The sequence below is a fragment of the Azospirillum thiophilum genome (genome assembly GCF_001305595.1).
GTDB lineage: Bacteria > Pseudomonadota > Alphaproteobacteria > Azospirillales > Azospirillaceae > Azospirillum > Azospirillum thiophilum.
Genome location: NZ_CP012401.1, coordinates 2,199,822 through 2,216,525, shown reverse-complemented (window position 1 = coordinate 2,216,525; position 16,704 = coordinate 2,199,822). Strand labels below are relative to the sequence as shown.

General features: G+C 68.4%; 16 protein-coding genes. 6 read left to right on the top strand and 10 right to left on the bottom strand.

All coding sequences use genetic code 11. The features are described from left to right. Nucleotides 1-78 precede the first annotated feature (78 nt). Nucleotides 79-684, top strand: coding sequence for a LabA-like NYN domain-containing protein (locus AL072_RS10265; RefSeq protein WP_045582318.1), 606 nt, complete (start codon nt 79-81; stop codon nt 682-684). A 104-nt stretch (nt 685-788) separates the two neighbouring features. On the opposite strand, the gene pdxA is transcribed toward AL072_RS10265, so the two are convergent. The 3 genes from pdxA to lptG all read right to left on the bottom strand — a co-directional run bounded on the left by pdxA (nt 789) and on the right by lptG (nt 4,546). Next, nucleotides 789-1,766, bottom strand: coding sequence for a 4-hydroxythreonine-4-phosphate dehydrogenase PdxA (pdxA, locus tag AL072_RS10260; protein ID WP_045582319.1), 978 nt, complete (start codon nt 1,764-1,766; stop codon nt 789-791). Nucleotides 1,767-1,804: 38 nt separating this feature from the next. Beyond that, the gene (locus tag AL072_RS10255) at nt 1,805-3,265 is read right to left on the bottom strand and encodes a peptidylprolyl isomerase (protein WP_045580418.1); all 1,461 of its coding nucleotides are present in this window, start codon (nt 3,263-3,265) and stop codon (nt 1,805-1,807) included. A gap of 186 nt (nt 3,266-3,451) precedes the next feature. Next, complete coding sequence (gene lptG, locus AL072_RS10250; RefSeq protein ID WP_045580419.1) at nt 3,452-4,546, bottom strand: LPS export ABC transporter permease LptG; 1,095 nt, start codon at nt 4,544-4,546, stop codon at nt 3,452-3,454. 260 nt (nt 4,547-4,806) lie between these two features. Here lptG and AL072_RS10245 point away from each other — a divergent pair, with 260 nt between their 5' ends. Both AL072_RS10245 and guaA read left to right on the top strand, forming a co-directional pair. After that, nucleotides 4,807-5,385, top strand: a complete 579-nt coding sequence (locus tag AL072_RS10245) for a GNAT family N-acetyltransferase (RefSeq protein WP_045580420.1) — start codon at nt 4,807-4,809, stop codon at nt 5,383-5,385. A gap of 37 nt (nt 5,386-5,422) precedes the next feature. Further along, nucleotides 5,423-6,991, top strand: a complete 1,569-nt coding sequence (gene guaA, locus AL072_RS10240; protein ID WP_045580421.1) for a glutamine-hydrolyzing GMP synthase — start codon at nt 5,423-5,425, stop codon at nt 6,989-6,991. A 264-nt stretch (nt 6,992-7,255) separates the two neighbouring features. Here guaA and AL072_RS10235 read toward each other — a convergent pair whose 3' ends face one another. Then, nucleotides 7,256-8,167 (bottom strand): LysR family transcriptional regulator, encoded by a 912-nt coding sequence (locus AL072_RS10235; RefSeq protein WP_045580422.1) that lies wholly within the window; start codon nt 8,165-8,167, stop codon nt 7,256-7,258. A gap of 93 nt (nt 8,168-8,260) precedes the next feature. Between AL072_RS10235 and AL072_RS10230 the strand changes: the two genes are divergently transcribed. Both AL072_RS10230 and AL072_RS10225 read left to right on the top strand, forming a co-directional pair. After that, entirely contained in the window at nt 8,261-8,635 is a 375-nt protein-coding gene (locus AL072_RS10230; RefSeq protein WP_045580423.1) for a DUF427 domain-containing protein, read from the top strand. A gap of 146 nt (nt 8,636-8,781) precedes the next feature. Beyond that, nucleotides 8,782-9,453, top strand: a complete 672-nt coding sequence (locus AL072_RS10225; protein WP_045580424.1) for a glutathione S-transferase family protein — start codon at nt 8,782-8,784, stop codon at nt 9,451-9,453. A gap of 198 nt (nt 9,454-9,651) precedes the next feature. On the opposite strand, the gene nikE is transcribed toward AL072_RS10225, so the two are convergent. Genes nikE through nikA form a run of 5 tightly spaced genes read right to left on the bottom strand, consistent with a single transcriptional unit; the run spans nt 9,652 to nt 14,636 of the window. Beyond that, the gene (nikE, locus tag AL072_RS10220) at nt 9,652-10,449 is read right to left on the bottom strand and encodes a nickel import ATP-binding protein NikE (protein ID WP_082108796.1); all 798 of its coding nucleotides are present in this window, start codon (nt 10,447-10,449) and stop codon (nt 9,652-9,654) included. Then, on the bottom strand, nt 10,446-11,240 hold the full coding sequence (locus AL072_RS10215; RefSeq protein ID WP_425388545.1) for an ATP-binding cassette domain-containing protein: 795 nt from the start codon (nt 11,238-11,240) through the stop codon (nt 10,446-10,448). The genes nikE and AL072_RS10215 overlap by 4 nt, the downstream gene beginning before the upstream one ends. Further along, nucleotides 11,237-12,100, bottom strand: a complete 864-nt coding sequence (nikC, locus tag AL072_RS10210) for a nickel ABC transporter permease subunit NikC (RefSeq protein WP_045580425.1) — start codon at nt 12,098-12,100, stop codon at nt 11,237-11,239. The genes AL072_RS10215 and nikC overlap by 4 nt, the downstream gene beginning before the upstream one ends. Further along, nucleotides 12,097-13,041, bottom strand: a complete 945-nt coding sequence (gene nikB / locus AL072_RS10205) for a nickel ABC transporter permease subunit NikB (protein ID WP_045580426.1) — start codon at nt 13,039-13,041, stop codon at nt 12,097-12,099. Before nikB ends, nikC begins: the two co-directional genes overlap by 4 nt. A 17-nt stretch (nt 13,042-13,058) precedes the next feature. Further along, nucleotides 13,059-14,636 (bottom strand): nickel ABC transporter substrate-binding protein, encoded by a 1,578-nt coding sequence (gene nikA, locus AL072_RS10200; protein ID WP_045580427.1) that lies wholly within the window; start codon nt 14,634-14,636, stop codon nt 13,059-13,061. Between the two features lie 240 nt (nt 14,637-14,876). Between nikA and nikR the strand changes: the two genes are divergently transcribed. After that, entirely contained in the window at nt 14,877-15,356 is a 480-nt protein-coding gene (gene nikR / locus AL072_RS10195) for a nickel-responsive transcriptional regulator NikR (protein ID WP_045580428.1), read from the top strand. A 52-nt stretch (nt 15,357-15,408) separates the two neighbouring features. Here the strand turns inward: nikR and AL072_RS10190 are convergent, their stop codons facing one another. Beyond that, entirely contained in the window at nt 15,409-16,635 is a 1,227-nt protein-coding gene (locus tag AL072_RS10190) for a metallochaperone AztD (RefSeq protein WP_045580429.1), read from the bottom strand. Nucleotides 16,636-16,704: the final 69 nt, after the last annotated feature.

Below are 16,704 nucleotides of genomic sequence, written 5' to 3'. Positions count from 1 at the left end.
CATTCATATTCCCCAAGCGACGACGAAAGGATCTAAACATTGGACCGCAATTCGACTTTGCCGCGTGACGTCAGCAAGTTGTTTTACAAAGAGGAGCGGCTCGCTCTGTTCATCGACGGAGCCAACCTTTACGCCGCGGCGCGTTCATTGGGCTTCGACATCGATTACAAGAGGTTGCGGGACGGCTTCGCAGGAGAGGGCCGACTTGTCCGCGCCTTCTACTATACCGCGCTGGTCGAGGACCAGGAATACTCCCCGATCCGCCCGCTGGTCGACTGGCTCGACTACAACGGCTACACCATGGTGACCAAGCCGACCAAGGAGTTCACCGACGCGTCCGGCCGGCGCAAGATCAAGGGCAACATGGACATCGAGCTGGCCATCGACGTGATGGAGATGGCCGACCATGTCGACCACATCCTGCTCTTCTCCGGCGACGGCGACTTCCGCCGGCTGGTGGAGGCGGTGCAGCGCAAGGGAGTCCGCGTCAGCGTGGTCAGCACCGTGCGCTCGCAGCCGCCGATGGTGGCCGACGAGCTGCGCCGCCAGGCCGACAACTTCATCGAACTGCAGGAGCTGGCGCCCTTCATCGCCCGCACCCACCACCACCGCGACCCATCTGCCGGCGGCCACCACGATCACCAGGGCGGCCCGACCATGTACGATCCCGACGATCGGGGCTGATCACGGGCCGGGGCAGACGCACCTGCGGACGAATATGAAAACAGGAGCGCCCGGGCGCTCCTTTTTCATTTCGGCCTCTGCCCTTCCGATAAGGAACCCGGAGCTCAGCCGGCCCGGCGGTTCCCCGCCATCCGCTCTGCGGTCTTCAATGCGGCGATCAGGCTGGTCGGATTGGCCGCCCCGCTGCCGGCGATGTCGAGCGCCGTGCCATGGTCCGGCGAGGTGCGGACGAAGGGCAGCCCCAGCGTGATGTTCACGCCGCCGTCGAAATCGACCGTCTTCACCGGGATCAGCGCCTGATCATGGTACATGCACAGCGCGGCGTCGTAGCCGCGGCGGGCGGCGGCGTGGAACATGGTGTCGGGCGGGCGCGGCCCCGTCGCGTCGATCCCCTCGGCCCGCAGCACGGCGATGGCCGGGGCGATGACGTCGATCTCCTCGCGGCCCATCGCCCCGCCCTCCCCCGCATGGGGGTTGAGACCGGCGACGGCAAGCCGCGGCCGGGCGATGCCGAAATCGCGGACAAGCGCAGCGGCGGTGACGCGGCCGGCATGGATGATCGCCGCGGCGGTCAGCTGGTCCACCGCGTCGCGCACCGACACATGGACGGTGACCGGCACCACCCGCAGGTCTGCCGCCGCCAGCATCATGATCGGCTCGTCGGTCAAGCCGGCGAGATGGGCCAGATACTCGGTATGGCCGGGATGGCGGAAGCCGGCGGCGTACAGCGATGATTTCTGGATCGGGTTGGTGACCACCGCGGCGGCCTGCCCGACCTGGACCAGGGCGACGGCCCGGTCGATGCTGGCGATCACCGCGGCGCCGTTTGCCGGGTCGGGCCGGCCGGCGACCGCCGGGATGTTCAACTCCACCGGCAACACCGGCAGCGCGCGGTCGAACAGTGCCGCCGCCTCGGCCGGCGAGGCCACCGCCTGCACCGGCACCGCCAGCCCCAGGGCCGCTGCCAGCGCCGCCAGCCGCGCCGGATCGTCCAGCACGAAAAAGGGCGGCAGGCGGGAGTCGCCCCGCAGCGTCCAGGCCTTCAACGTGATGTCCCCGCCGATGCCGGCCGGCTCCCCCATGGTGAGGGCCAGCGGCAGCGTTTCCGGCGGGGCGCCGGTCACAGCCGGGTCTCGACGAAGGCGGTGCGGCGCAGGTCGCGCAGATAGCGGCGCGACAGCAGGTCGGCGCGCTCGCCGATCAGGTCGCGTTCGATCTCCGCGCGATCGGGCAGCGTCCCCTCCTTGATCGGGGTCGCGGCGGGCGGCGGCGGCGGGGCCGGACGGGCCTCCGGCGGCGGCTGGATCATCGGCACGTCCCGCTTGCAGACGATCAGGATGACCGCGGCGGCCTGGCTCATCAGCACCGGGCTGGCCTGCCCCACCGGGATGCCGAGCGCCAGGTTCTGCAGGCCGGGCGCCATGTCCTTGACCCGCATGGTGCCCATGTCGCCCGATTCCGGCATGCCGCTCTCCTTGGCGCGGGCCTGGAAATCGCCGCAGCTCCTGATCGACTTGCGCAGCTTCTCCGCCTGTTCCTTGACGGCCTTGGCCTGTTCCTTGGACTCGATGGGGATGATGATCTGCTTCATGTTGACGGTGGCCTTCGCCACGTCGGGGCGCGGCTGCGGACGCGGCGCCACCGGCTGGGCCGCCGGCATCTGCATCTCGCCGCCGCTGCTGCCGAAGGGCCGCTGCCCGCGCACCATCAGGATGTGATAGCCGGTCGCCGTGCGGATCGGGGCCGACATCTGGCCGCCGCGCATGCCGGACAGCGCCTTGTCCACCTCCGGCGACAGCTCGCCGGTCCGCACCCAGCCCAGGTCGCCGCCCGTCGCGGCGCCGGCCGATTGCGAGAACTGGCGGGCCAGCGCCGCGAAGTTGCCGCCGCGCTTCACCTCCTCGATCAGGCGTTCGGCGTTGCGGCGGACCTCAGCGTCCTGGTCGGGGCTGTCCACCGCCAGGAAGATCTCGGCGACCAGATATTCGGGCTTGCCGATGTTGGCCTTCAGCCGCTCCATCGCGGCGTCGATCTCGTCCTCGCCGACGACGATCTCCTGGCGGATGCGGCGCTGCATCACCTTCTGCCAGGCGAGCAGCGCGCGGATCTGGTCCTTCAGGGTCGAAACCGGCACATTCTGCCGCTTCAGCATCTCCTGGAGCTGCTGGCCGTTCATGCGGTTCTGTTCGGCGATGCGCTTGATCGCCTCGTCGATCTCGGCCGGCGGCACGGTGATGCCCAGGCGCTTGGCCTCCTGCATCTGCAGCCGTTCGTCGACCAGCAGGCGCAGCACCTGCGGGGTCAGGCGCTGGATCGTTTCCGGGTTGCCGGCGGCGCCGGCATTCAGCAGCGCCATGCGGATGCGGGCATTGACGTCGGAGACCGAGACCACCTCGTCGTTCACCACCGCGGCGATGCCCTCGGCCCCCGGCGTCCTGACCGGGCGCACCCCCTCGTCGGCCGTCCGCGGCGCGGCGGCACCGGCGGCCGCCTTGCTCGACTGCGCCGCGGCGGGCAGGGCCAGAAGCGCGCAGGCGCTCGCCACGGCGACGGTGGTCCGGACGGCTCGCAAACTCGACATGGTGCTCAAGCTCCAAAAACGGGTCGTCCGTTATTACGGTGGGGCCGGTGCCCCATGCAAACGGAATCCGACCCGGCCATTCCCTGCGGAATCCTGATAACCGGCGGGGGCGGCGGAATTATGGCCTGTGGGGACAATCGCCCGCTTTGCGGCGTTTGGTCCCACCCTCCGGAGCCGGGGTCGGGCTCAGCCGTCCTCCAGATGCAGGAGCGCCGCCGTGCCGAGCAACAGGCTGATGCCGGCCGGGCTCCAGGCGGCCATGATGATCGGGATCGTCTCGGACATGCCGAAGGTGCGCACGATGTCGGTCATCACGAACAGCACGAAGCCGGTCAGCACGCCGCCGGTGACCATCGCCATGGTGCCGCCGCGCCGCGGCAGCCGCAGCGAGAAGGCGGCGGCGAACAGCACCATCGCCAGGAACAGGAAGGGCTGGGCCAGCAGCGACTGGTAATGCAGGCGGTGGCGCACAGCGGGGAAACCGGTGGTCTCCAGCGTGTGGATGAAGCGCGGCAGCTCCCAGAAGGAGACGGTCTCCGGCGGGGCGAAACTCTCCTCGATGGTCGCCATGTCCAGCTCGGTCGGGATGGTGTAGCTGTCCAGCAGTTCCGGATCCTTCCTGGCCCGGTTCAGCACGGCGTCCTGCAGCTCCCACTTCCGGTCCCTCAGCGCGGCGCGCGGCGCATCGACGCGGCCGAGATAGGTCTGGTCGGCGTCGAACAGGAAGACGACGACGTTCGACAGCTCGAAGCTCACCGGATTGACCAGCTCGGCATGGATGAAGAACTGCTCGTTCTCGTTGGTCTGGCGCAGCCACAGTCCGGAGCGCGAGATGTTCAGCGTGCTGGACTGGAGCTTCAGGTAGCGGTCCTGCAGCTGTTCGTACCGGGCGATGAAGACCGCGCCGACCGGGTTGATCAGCGTCACCTTCACCACGCCGATCGCAGCTGCGGCGAACATCACCGGCATCAGGAACTGCCAGGCCGACACGCCGACCGCGCGGGCCACCACCAGCTCGGCGCTGCGGGTCAGCCGCCAGAAGGTGAACATGCCGGCGAACAGGATGACGAAGGGAAAGATCTGCTGGCCGATCTCCGGCAGCTTCAGCAGCGCCATCTCCACCACCAGCCCGAAGGTGACGTTGGGCTTGGTGCCGGCGCGGCGCAGCAGCTCGACCGTGTCCAGCAGCAGCACGATGGCGAGCAGGATCACCATCAGCAGGCAGAACCAGACGATGAACTGGCGCCCGATGTAACGGGACAAGGTGGAGGAGGAATACATGCGGTGTCCGGTCTCCGGAGCCCCGTCCGCGGCGCCGGCGGGCGCCGCGGACGGACTGGCGGACCCCCGATCCGATGGGTGCCCGCCTGAACAGTCCCGGCTGTTTACCCCTGTTGCGGCGCGATGACAACCGCGCCCGCATCCCTCAGGTCTCGGGACGGCCCGACCGGGACGCGACCCTGCCCCGTTTTCCGGCTGGACTTCCGCCGTTGGCGGTACAAACTGTCGGATAGGAAGGCTGCACGGGGGAGGGTCGGTCGATGACGGACACCACGGTCGCAATCCGCGAAGCGTATCTGACCGATGCCGCCGGCATGGCGCGCGTCCATGTGCAGAGTTGGCGGTCCACCTACCCCGGCCTGATCCCGGCGCCGTTCCTGGTCGGCCTGTCCGAGCCGGCCGCCGCCCAGCGCTGGGCGGCCATCGCCGAGGCGCGGGCCCCCGGCCAGGGCGCCTTCGTCGCGGTCGACTGCGCCGGGCTGGTCTCGGCGCCCGGCACCATCGTCGGGATCGCGTCCTACGGTGCGCGCCGGGTGGCGGTGCGGGACCATGGCGGCGAGTTCCACGCGCTCTATGTGCTCGACGACGCCAAGGGGATGGGCATCGGCCGGCGGCTGATGGCGGCGATGGCCGACCGCTTCCTGGCGGCCGACATCCGCTCCGCCGTGGTGTGGTGCCTGCGCGACAACCCGTCCCGCTGGTTCTACGAGCGGCTGGGCGGAATCAGGGTCGCGGAGCGGCCGATCCGCTTCGCCGGCACCGACCTTGTGGAAATCGCATATGGGTGGCGCGACCTGACGCCGCTTGCACGCTTGTCGGCGGGGCCGGAGGTGAGGTAGTGAGGGGCCTTGAGTCCCCCCGCATCAGGATTCGTCGATGTCCAGCGCCGCTCCCCTTTCCGCCGAACGCGTCCTCATTCTCGATTTCGGGTCGCAGGTCACCCAGCTCATCGCCCGCCGCGTGCGCGAGAGCGGGGTCTATTGCGAGATCCACCCGTTCGGCATGAGCGACGAGCGCATCCGCGCGTATGATCCGAAGGCGATCATCCTGTCCGGCAGCCCGGCCTCCGTCACCGAGGCCGACGGCCCGCGCGCGCCGCAGGCGGTGTTCGACCTGAGGGTCCCGGTTCTGGGAATCTGCTATGGCCAGCAGACCATGTGCCACCAGCTGGGCGGCACCGTCTCCGGCTCCGACCATCGTGAATTCGGCCGCGCCTTCATCGAGATCAAGGAGCCCTGCGCCCTGTTCGACGGGCTGTGGGAGATCGGGTCGAAGGAACAGGTGTGGATGAGCCACGGCGACCGCGTCACGGCCTTGCCCGACGGCTTCCGCGCCGTTGCGGTCAGCGACGGCGCCCCCTTCGCAGTCATCGCCGACGACAGCCGCCGCCTGTACGGCGTGCAGTTCCACCCGGAGGTGGTCCACACCCCGCACGGCGCCCAGCTGCTGGCGAATTTCGTCCACCGCGTCGCCGGTATCGAGGGCGACTGGACGATGGCCGCCTTCAAGCAACAGGCGATCGAGAAGATCCGCGCCCAGGTCGGCACCGGCAAGGTGATCTGCGGCCTGTCGGGCGGCGTCGATTCGTCGGTGGCGGCGGTGCTGATCCATGAGGCGATCGGCGACCAGCTGACCTGCATCTTCGTCGACACCGGCCTGATGCGGGCCGGCGAGTCGGAAGAGGTGGTGCGGCTGTTCCGCGACCACTACAACATCCCGCTGGTCCACCGCGAGGCGTCGGACCTGTTCCTGGGCAAGCTGGCCGGCGTCACCGATCCGGAGCAGAAGCGCAAGATCATCGGCGGCCTGTTCATCGAGGTCTTCGACGAGGAGAGCCACAAGATCGGCGGCGCCGAGTTCCTGGCCCAGGGCACGCTCTATCCCGACGTGATCGAGAGCGTGTCCTTCACCGGCGGCCCGTCGGTGACCATCAAGTCGCACCACAATGTCGGCGGCCTGCCCGAGCGGATGAAGCTGAAGCTGGTGGAGCCGCTGCGCGAGCTGTTCAAGGACGAGGTGCGGGCATTGGGCCGCGAACTCGGCCTGCCCGCCGCCTTCATCGGCCGCCATCCCTTCCCCGGCCCGGGCCTCGCCATCCGCATCCCCGGCGAGATCACGCCGGAGAAGCTGGAGATCCTGCGCAAGGCCGACACGGTCTATCTGGAGGAGATCCGCAACGCCGGCCTGTACGACGCGATCTGGCAGGCCTTCGCGGTTCTGCTGCCGGTCCGCACGGTCGGCGTGATGGGCGACGGCCGGACCTACGACCATGTGCTGGCGCTGCGCGCCGTGACCTCGACCGACGGCATGACCGCCGACTGGTATCCCTTCCCGCACGACTTCCTGGCGCGCGTGTCGAACCGCATCGTCAACGAGGTGCGCGGCGTCAACCGCGTGGTCTACGACATCACCTCGAAGCCGCCCGGCACCATCGAGTGGGAATGATCAACGCCGGTCCGAGGGTATCCGGGAATACGTCACGGCGCGACGTAGCCAACTGGAAAACATGGATGATTTTACCGGTACCCATCGGGTGCCATGAGGGGCCATCGATGGGTATGGGTCGCGTCCGGCGGCATCGCTGACGGACCTGGCCCCTGTCGATCAACCGGAAGATCAGACGTACCGTCACGACGAATGAGGCTCGTGGCGGTACTTTTTTGACCTGGGTTGAGGAACTGGAAGCACTCGATTTCTCGGGTCGGTCCCTCAGCCCTCGCCTGTCCTCAGTTCCGGCTCCCCGGCGCAAACCGCAGCGAGGAAATCGATGAAGTGCCGCACTCGGGAGGGCATGCGCCGTCCGGCAACGGTCACCGCGTTGATCGGAAAGGGCGGCGGCGCATGCTGGTCCAGAATTCGTACGACCTCGCCGGAGGCCAGCACATCCGTGAACAACCAACTCGCGTGATGGGCGATGCCGAGGCCCGCAAGGACAGCGCCGCGGACATGCTCGGCGTCATTCGTGCGGAACGCTCCCCCACCGTCGAGCGTGACCTGCCGACCGTCAACGTGGAAACCCCACCCAATGATATCGCCCTGGTGGACATAGCCGATGCGCTGGTGGTTGCGCAGTTCGTCCAGCGTTTTCGGCGTGCCGTGTCTGGCAAGATAGCTGGCGGAGGCCAGGGTTATCATCTGCATGTCGCCGATGCGCCGGGCGACGAGTGCTGAATCCAAAAGCCGGCCGATACGGATCGCGACGTCTATCCCCTCTTCGATCAGGTCAACGTGCCGCCCGGAAACCTCCATCTCGATCGCGACGTCGGGGAAGCGGTTCCTGAAATCCGATAGCCGGGGAATCACGAACATTCTCCCGAAGGCTGGCGAGAGCGTGACCCGGACCAGCCCTGAGGGAGCCGATTGCCCTTCATGGATCCTCTCCTCTGCGGAGTCGAGATCCTGAAGGATACGGACGGTGGCCTCGTAATAATCCTGCCCTGCGGGCGTCACGGCGAGGGTCCGGGAATTTCTCGCGAGGAGTTGCGTCCCAAGCCGCGCTTCAAGTGCCGCGAGTTGTTTGCTGACCGTCGGTTGGCTGACGTTCAGATCCCGCGCAGCCTGCGAAAAGCTCCCGCTTTCGACGACGCGCACGAACATCCGCATCGCATCGAGCTTATCCATCTCTCTTATTCCGCATGAGAATAGTAGGCATAGCCGTTTCCAATCTTATCTGACTGCTTGAATGACGTGAATCTGCGGGTGAAAGAAAACCTTATGATCGACCGAAAAATTCTGACTCCTGACGCAAATCATCCCATCGCCATCACCAGATGCCCTTCGATGGTCATCGTCACAAAGGGATCGCTTCATATCGCAAAAACAAGGGGAGCTCTGACGCTTGCGGAAGCGTCTTATCCGCCTGTTCAGTATATACCGCGTCGCGACGTCGACATGTCACTGTTGGAGCGCTCGCAACACATCACCTATTGCCCATACAAGGGCGAAGCGAACTATTACAGCATCCCGGCCCTCGGAGAGTCCGGGCTGAACAGCGTTTGGACCTACGAGACACCCTTCGAAGCGGTTGGCGACATCGCCGGCTGTCTCGCCTTTTATCCCGACCGGGTGTCGATCGAGCTTGTTGACTAGGCCACGACCCGCCACGCACACAATACCTCCATTCATTCCAAAACAGAATATATTCTATTCAATGATCGCCAATATCATTCGAATTAGGAATGTGGGAATTGTCATTCGGCGGCCCGGTCACGGGCTCCGAACCGAAAGGAACAGTTATGACGATCAAGATTTATGGTGATGCAGGCTCGGGCAGCTTGCGTCGCGTGACCGCGGCGGCAAAGATCATGGGGATCGAACTCGAAAGAGTGAACGTGGATCTTTTCAAGGGCGAGAGCCAGACCGACGGGTTCAAGGCACGCTTCAATCCCCACGGCCTGACGCCGGTTCTGGTGGACGGCGACACCGTCCTTTATGAAGCTTCCGCGATCAACCTGTATCTGGCCGGCAAAGTGAATTCACCGCTGGTCGGAACCACCGAGAAGGACCGCTTTCATGTCCTTCAGTGGATGTTCTGGTCGGGCGAGCAGTGGCGCACCTTCACCACCACCATCTTCGATGAGCGGGTCGGCAAGACGGTCATGGGCTTGCCGAAGGACGAGGCCCTCCTCGGCTTTGCCGAGGGTAAGGTTCGCGCCGCGGCGAAGGTGCTGGACAAGCATCTCGAAGGCCGCAAGTTCATGGTCGGCGATGCGTTGACCCTCGCGGATCTCGATGTCGCGGCCCCCTTCTCCCAGGTGGATCGCGCAAAGTTTCCGTTCGGCGACTATCCCAACCTGATCGCTTGGCACGACAACCTGTTGCAGTCGTTCCCGGCGTGGGCCGAGACGAAGGCTGAAGTCGACAACCGTATCGACACCTTCCTGGCGAGCGTCGGCGTGACACTATAGCTCCTGGGAATGATACACGCCGGTCCGAGGTCCGGAGTTGCCGGAAAGGTAACGTCCGTGGAAATTCATCCTCGGATGGCGAATGTCCTCGCCTTCGCCCACATCGCGCCCTTCATCGAGCAGGTCACGGGCTCCTCGACGGGCCGCTGGATCATGACGGCCTCGCTGCCGGTCTTTTGCCGCGGCCGGCGCCCCGCCTCAGCCGCCACGCAGCCGCGGTGCGGCCGGCAGCATGGTGTCCAGCAGCGCGCTTGCGGCCGGATGATCGAAGGTGAAGGAAGGGACGACCGGCCGATCCTCCACCAACTCCCCGTCATGCAGCACCGCCACCCGGTCGCAGAAGCGGCGGACCAGCCGGACGTCGTGGGTGATGAACAGGAAGGCGGTGCCCAGCCGTTCGCGCAGTCCGGCCAGCAGGTCGAGGATCTGGATCTGCAGCACGAGGTCGAGGTTCGACACCGCCTCGTCGAGCACGATCAGCCGGGGCTGCGGGGCCAGCGCCCGGGCGATGCAGACGCGCTGGACCTGGCCGCCGCTCAGGCTGCCCGGCAGGCGGCCGGAGTCCTCGGGTGCCAGCCCGACCAGCCGCAGCAGCTCCGCCACCCGCATCGCCCGCTGGCCGGCGTCGAGGTCGGTCAGGTGGCGCAACGGTTCGGCGATGATCCGGCCGATCGGATGGCGCGGGTTGACGGCGCCCAGCGGATCCTGGAACACCGCCTGCACCGTTTGCCGGAAGGCCCGGCGTCCGGCGGCGTTCAATTTGCCGAGCGGCCGGCCGAGACAGCGCACCGTGCCGCCGTCCGGCCGGTCGAGGCCGAGCATCAGGCGGGCCAGCGTGCTCTTCCCCGACCCGCTGGCGCCCAGCAGCGCCACGCTCTCCCCCTCGCGCACCGACAGGCTGACGCCGCGCAGAACGGTCTTGGCCGGGCGGTCGGCGAAAAGGCCGTGCCCGGAATAGCGCTTCTCCACCGCCTCGGCGGCCAGCAGGACCGTCACGCCAACTCCTCCGGATAGAGCGCCCGATGGGCGGCCAGCAGGGCGCGGGCGGCATCCGAGCGCGGCGCGGCGAACAGCTCGGCCACCGGCGCCGTCTCGACGATGCGGCCGGCCTCCATCACCGCCACCTCGTCGGCCAGACGGGCGACCACCCCCATGTCATGGGTCACGATGAGGACGCCCAGACCCCGCGACACGACCAGCCGCTCGATCAGCGCCAGGATGTGCGCCTGGGCCAGCGGGTCGAGGTCGGTCGTCGGCTCGTCGGCGAGCAGGAAGGGCACCTCGGCCAGCAGCGCCAGCGCGATCATCATGCGCTGGAGCATGCCGCCGCTCATCTCGAACGGGTGCAGCCGGGCGATGCGCCCCGGCTCCGGCAGGCCGACCTCGGCCAGCGCCGCGGCCAGCAGGTCGTCCAATCCGTCGGCAGCGCCACGCACCGTCAGCGTCTCGCGGGCGTGGGCGCGCATCGTCAGCACCGGGTTGAAGGCGCTGCGCGGATTCTGCATCACCGTCGCCACCACCCGGCCGGGCAGCGTCGCCGGCGCGACCTCCGCCCCGTCCAGCCGGACACGGCCGCCGGTCCGCTCCACCCCCGGCGGCGTCAGCCCCTGCAAGCCAAGGCAGGTCAGCGACTTGCCCGACCCGCTGGCGCCGACCAGCGCCGTGACCCGCCCGCGCTCCAGCGCCAGATCGACGCCGTGCACCAGCTCCGCCGGCCGGCCGGCGCAGCGGGCGGCCGGGCGGGCGGCGAGCCGCAGCCCCTCGACGCCCAGGCGTTGCGGGCTCAATGGTCGTCCCCCGCCAGCGTCGGGTCGAGCCGGTCGCGCAGGGCGTCGCCCAGCAGGTTGAAGCCCATCACCGTCAGCAGGATCATCAGCCCGGGCCACAGCATCAGCGCCGGCTGGGTCCAGATGAATTCGCGCGCGTCGTTGATCATCACCCCCCATTCCGGCGTCGGCGGCGTCACCCCCAGCCCCAGGAAGGACAGGCCGGCGACGTGCAGGATCATGTGCCCGATGTCGAGCGTCGCCAGCACCACGAGCTGCACCAGAACCCCCGGCAGGATGTGCTCGACGAAGACGCGCGGGCGCGAGGCGCCGGAGACGATGGCGGCGGCCACGAAGTCGCGCTCGCGCAGCGACAGCACCATGCCGCGCACGAGGCGGGCGTACCAGGCCCAGTGCGACAGCGCGATGGCCAGCATCACGTTGCCCAGCCCGGTGCCGAGCACGCCGACCATGAACATGGCGAGCACGAAGGTCGGCACGGTCAGGAAGCCGTCGCACAGCCGCATGAGGATGCGGTCGGTCCGTCCGCCGAGGAAGCCCGACAGGCCGCCGACGCCGATGCCCAGCGCCAGGATCAGCCCGACGATGACGGCCACCGCCCCCAGCGACACCGAGGCGCCGTGCAGCAGCCGCGCCAGCACGTCGCGCCCGAGATGGTCGGTGCCGAGCCAATGGGCGGCGCCCGGCCCCTCCAGCCGGATCATCAGGTCGACCGCCTCCGGATCCCAGGGCAGCAGGGGTGCCGCCAGGGCGGCCAGCACCATGGTTCCGACCAGGGTCAGCCCGGCCAGCGTCGTGGGGCGCGGCCAGGAGCGCCGCAAGGCGGCGGGTGCCCCGACCTCCTCCGAAAGCGCGCTCATCGCGCCGCCTCCCGTCCCGGCCGGATGCGGGGGTCGAGCCAGGCGTACAGCAGGTCGACGGCCAGATTGCACGTCACGAAGATCACCGTCATCAGCAGGGTGAAGCACTGCAGCACCGGATAATCCCGATTGTAGATGGCGGAGACGGCATAGCGCCCGACGCCCGGCCAGCCGAAGATGTTCTCGATCACCAGCGTACCGCCCAGCAGCTCGCCGATGTGCATGCCGGTGGCGGTGACGATCGGCAGCAGGGCGTTGCGCAGGATGTGGCTGTGGACGATGCGCCGCTCCGGCAGGCCGCGCAGCCGGGCATAGAGGACATGCCGCTGCCCCGCCGTCTCCAGCATGCTGGCACGCAGCAGCCGGGCATTGATGCACAGCGACATCAGTGCCACCGCCGCCACCGGCATCACCATATGGCTCCACCCGCCGCGGCCGAGCGGCGGCAGCCAGTTCAGTGTCACCGCGAACAGCAGCACCAGCAGGAAGCCCAGCCAGAAGTTCGGGATCGACACGCCGACGAAGGCGAGCGCCCGCACCAGATGGTCGGGCAGCCGGTCGCGGTGCCGCGCCGCCCACATCCCGAGCGGCAGGCTCACCGCCAGCGTGACGGCCAGCGCGGCGGCGCCCAATTGCAAGGTGGCCGGCAGGTAATAGAGCAGGTCGTCGAGCACCGGCCGGCGGGTGACGTAGGACAGCCCGAAATCGAGATGCAGCGCCTGCCACAGCCAGGACAGATACTGTTCCGCCAGCGGCCGGTCGAGGCCGAGCAGCCGCTGCGCCGCGGCGACGGCGGCGTCGGTCGGCGGGATGTTCGACAGGCGCAGGTAATCCAGCGCCGGATCGCCGCGCCCCAGCCGCAGCAGCAGGAACACGCCGGCCGACACCGCCAGCAGCAGCGGCGGCAGGGTCAGCAGGCGGCCGGCGATGAAGCGCAGCATCGTCCCCTCCCCCCGCGTTACGGCGCCGGCCGCATGGCGCCGAACGGAATCTCGTAGGCGCTGGCGCCGAAGCCGACTCCATCCACCCCGCGGCTGACGGCCATGGCGGTCAGGTAGGACAGCGGCAGGTAGACCGCCTGCTCGTGCAGCGTCGTCAGGATGTCGCGGTAGAGCGCCTGCCGCTCCGCCTCGTCCGTCGTCACCAGCACGGCGCCGATCCTGGCATCGATCTCCGCCTTCATCGGCAGGCCGCGCTGGGCCTGGTAGTCGGCGTGCGACGCCACCCGCATGGAGCTGACGAAGGAATGCGGGTCATAGGGGGCGCCCCAGGTGTCGCCGAAGATCAGGCCGAAACGGCCGTCCTTCTGCCGGGCCTCGACCGCGTTCTCCTCCTCGCCGACCAGAACCGCGTCGATGCCGATGGCCTTCAGGTTGGCCTGGACCGCTTCGGCAATCGCCTTCTCGCGGGCGTCGTTGCCGATGAAGCACAGCTCCACCCGCAACGGCTGGCCGCCGCGGACACGCACCGTCCCACCCGGCGGCAGGGTCCAGCCCGCCTCGTCGAGCAGCCGCGCGGCCCGCGCCGGGTCGTAGCCGTAGGGCGTCAGGCCAAGGTCGGTGTAGGGAAAGTTCGGGGCGAACAGCGTGTCGGCCCTGGGCTCCAGCCCGTAGAGCAGCTTGGCGGCGATGGCGTCCTTGTTGACCGCATGGTTGATCGCCTTGCGCACCGCCGGATCGCTGGTCGGCGCGCGGCCGCTGTTGATCGCCAGCGTCCGGGTGGCGAGCGGCGCCGACACGGCGGTCTGCCCGATGCCGCGCGTCCTGAAGCGGGTGAAGCTGTCGGCCGAGATCTGGCCGGTGCCGCCATAGATCAGGTCGATCTCGCCGGTCTCGAAGGCAACGGCGCGGGAGGTCGGGTCGGGAATGACCTTGACGACGATGCGCTCGTAGGCCGGCTTCGGCCCCCAGTAGGAGGGGTTGCGGGTGAAGAGGTCGTATTCGCCCCTCTTCGTCTCGGCCAGCATCCAGGGGCCGGTGCCGACCGGCGCCCGGACGCCGTCCGCGGTGAGGACGGAGGGGGCGGCGAAGCGGACCGGGCGGATCAGCGCCAGTTCCAGCAGGGTCGGGTAATAGGGATCCTTGAGGGTCAGCCGGACCTTGGCCGCGTCCAGCACCTCGACCGATCGGATCTGCGCGACCAGCTCCAGCCACTCATGCTTGGCGCGATCGGCCAGCAGGACGTCGAAATTCGCCTTGACCGCCGCCGCATCGAAGGGCGTGCCGTCGGAAAAGACGACGCCCTCGCGCAGGGTGAAATCGTAGGTCCGTCCATCCGGCGACACCGTCCAGGCGGTGGCGAGCCACGGCTCGATGACGCCGCCTTCGCGGTAGCGCACCAGCGGCTCGTAGACCATGGCCTGGGCGAACATCTGGTTGGGCGAGTAGCGGTGCGGGTCGAGAGGCCCGACATTGCTGGTCCAGGAATAGGTCAGCGTGCCCTTCGGGCTCCCCGCCGCCGCGTGACCGCCGGTCAGCGCCGCCGCCAGCATGACGGCCGCGACCGTCCTGACAAACCCCGTTCCCGGAAATGCCATCCCATCCCCCGTCGCGCCCGCCCGGCCCCGGCATCCTTGCCGTGGGCATGCGCCGAAACCCTCCGGCCGCCGGTTGCGGATGGACGGTCGGCCCGGCCGGTTCTATGGTCGATGAGCGCGACGATACGACCGCCCGGGTATGATGTCTATCGTAAATCATCATACTTTGTGGGAATTGGCCTCGTGGTCCTGCCAGAATGATGGGGCCGGCGTTTTGGAACCGGTGCGACGGAGGATGGCATGCAACGGGTGACGATCACGCTGGACGACGACCTGTTGGCCGGCATCGACCGGCTGGTCGAGCGGCGCGGCTACCAGGGGCGCTCCGAGGCGATCCGCGACCTCGCCCGCGCCGGGCTGGCCGAAGCCGCACCGGTGGAGAAGGAGGACGGTCCCTGCGTCGCCGCCCTGGTCTATGTCTACGACCATGCGGCGCGCGAGCTGTCGAAGCGGCTGACCACGGCCTACCACGAGCATCACGAACTGACCTTGACCACGCTGCACGTCCATCTGGACCATGGAAGCTGCATGGAGGTGTCGGTCCTGAAGGGCGACGGCTCGGCGGTGCGCGGCATGGCGGAGCGGGTGATCGCCGAGCGCGGCGTGCGCCACGGCCGGGCGGTCGTCATCCCGGTGCGGGAGACGGAGACGGGAACCGGCCACCGCCACCATGGCCATGGCCACAATCACAGCCACAGCCACAGCCACGAGGACGAGTGAGCGTTCCCGATGCGGTCGGCGGCGATGAACGACCGCCGCCGCCGAACCATCGTCAGTGGGCTGCCCCGGACCCGCCGACGGCGACGATGGTGTAGGGGGTGCCGGCCACCGCGATCGTGCGCTCTTCCTTCAGCGTCTCGGTCGAGACGAGCCGCACCAGCCCCTTGAGCGGATCGGTTACCGCCACATGGTCGCCGGCCACCGCCAGCCGGGGCCGCGGGTTGCGCCAGTGGCCGTCCATCGAATAGGGAGCGGTGAGCTGGACGCTCTTTTCGATCTCGCCGGACAGGATGTTGAGCAGGTGCAGCCTGCCATCCTCGGTCAGGATATAAGCTTGGTTGGCCTTGACGTCGTCCAGGGCGAAATCCACGCGGCGCGTCGGCAGGTCGATCTTGCGGAAGCTCGGCTCGGTGCCGGGTTCGATGATGACGACGGCGCGCGGTCCGTAATTGCCGAGGAAATACTGCATCGCCGTGCCGCCCTTGAGGGTCGAGACGTTGCCCTCGCCGAGCGCGGCGGTGGAGACGTGGCGCAGCGTGGGCGGCTTCGAGCCGCCGCCCGGCTGGGCGAAGACGACCCCGTCCTTGCAGCCGAAGGCGAATACCCTGGCCGACTGGGCCTGACCATGCACGGCCGGGCAATCCACCACCCCACCGACCGGCTTGCCCTGCGCATCGATGACCTTGAGGCCGACACGCGGCTTCTCCGGGTCGTCGTGCGGAACCGAGACGACGAGGAAGTCGCCCATCGGCGCGGCGAGGCCATGGTGGGCGGCGCCCGGCGTCAGGGTGCGGGGCTTGAACGCCCCCTCCAGCAGGTCGTTTTCCCCGAACAGGGTGACGCCGCCCGTACCGTCGTCGAACAGCGCGATGGTGCCGGAGCCCTCCACGACATGGGCCGGCTTGGTCCCCGTGAGCACCGTCGGCAGCAGCCTGGCGTCTTCGACCGTGATGTCGGCGTGGTCGCCGTGATCCTCGAACGAAATCCCGGTGCCGATGACGGCGACCTTGCCGGCATCGCCCTGCACAGCCAGCACGGTGCGTCCGCTGACGCTGCGCGCAAGGGCCGGCGTCCGGTCGATCCTGAATGTTCCCGCGCTCGCCCCGTCCTTGAGGTCGATGGCCCGGACGATCCCGTCGGCGTGGTCGCCGATGAACAGGCGGTGGTGCGTGACGCCCCGATCGTCCTTGTTGTCCTCAGCCTGTGCCGCGCCGGCCGAGAGGCCTCCTGCCGCGGCACCGATCCACAGCAGCGTCGCGAGGGAAGGCAAGCTGTTCATATGTCACCTCGTTGTCGAACCTTCATGCAAGTCTGGAAAAGGCGCGACACGCCCGCCCCACCCCGCCGG

What these genes read in the sequence shown, in the direction of transcription:
- pdxA (WP_045582319.1), bottom strand. Translation starts at nt 1,766, where the DNA reads ATGGGGGAGCCGGCCGGCATCGGCGGGGACATCACGTTGAAGGCCTGG.
- AL072_RS10255 (WP_045580418.1), bottom strand. Translation starts at nt 3,265, where the DNA reads ATGTCGAGTTTGCGAGCCGTCCGGACCACCGTCGCCGTGGCGAGCGCC.
- lptG (WP_045580419.1), bottom strand. Translation starts at nt 4,546, where the DNA reads ATGTATTCCTCCTCCACCTTGTCCCGTTACATCGGGCGCCAGTTCATC.
- AL072_RS10245 (WP_045580420.1), top strand. Translation starts at nt 4,807, where the DNA reads ATGACGGACACCACGGTCGCAATCCGCGAAGCGTATCTGACCGATGCC.
- guaA (WP_045580421.1), top strand. Translation starts at nt 5,423, where the DNA reads ATGTCCAGCGCCGCTCCCCTTTCCGCCGAACGCGTCCTCATTCTCGAT.
- AL072_RS10235 (WP_045580422.1), bottom strand. Translation starts at nt 8,167, where the DNA reads ATGGATAAGCTCGATGCGATGCGGATGTTCGTGCGCGTCGTCGAAAGC.
- AL072_RS10230 (WP_045580423.1), top strand. Translation starts at nt 8,261, where the DNA reads ATGATCGACCGAAAAATTCTGACTCCTGACGCAAATCATCCCATCGCC.
- AL072_RS10225 (WP_045580424.1), top strand. Translation starts at nt 8,782, where the DNA reads ATGACGATCAAGATTTATGGTGATGCAGGCTCGGGCAGCTTGCGTCGC.
- nikC (WP_045580425.1), bottom strand. Translation starts at nt 12,100, where the DNA reads ATGAGCGCGCTTTCGGAGGAGGTCGGGGCACCCGCCGCCTTGCGGCGC.
- nikB (WP_045580426.1), bottom strand. Translation starts at nt 13,041, where the DNA reads ATGCTGCGCTTCATCGCCGGCCGCCTGCTGACCCTGCCGCCGCTGCTG.
- nikA (WP_045580427.1), bottom strand. Translation starts at nt 14,636, where the DNA reads ATGGCATTTCCGGGAACGGGGTTTGTCAGGACGGTCGCGGCCGTCATG.
- nikR (WP_045580428.1), top strand. Translation starts at nt 14,877, where the DNA reads ATGCAACGGGTGACGATCACGCTGGACGACGACCTGTTGGCCGGCATC.
- AL072_RS10190 (WP_045580429.1), bottom strand. Translation starts at nt 16,635, where the DNA reads ATGAACAGCTTGCCTTCCCTCGCGACGCTGCTGTGGATCGGTGCCGCG.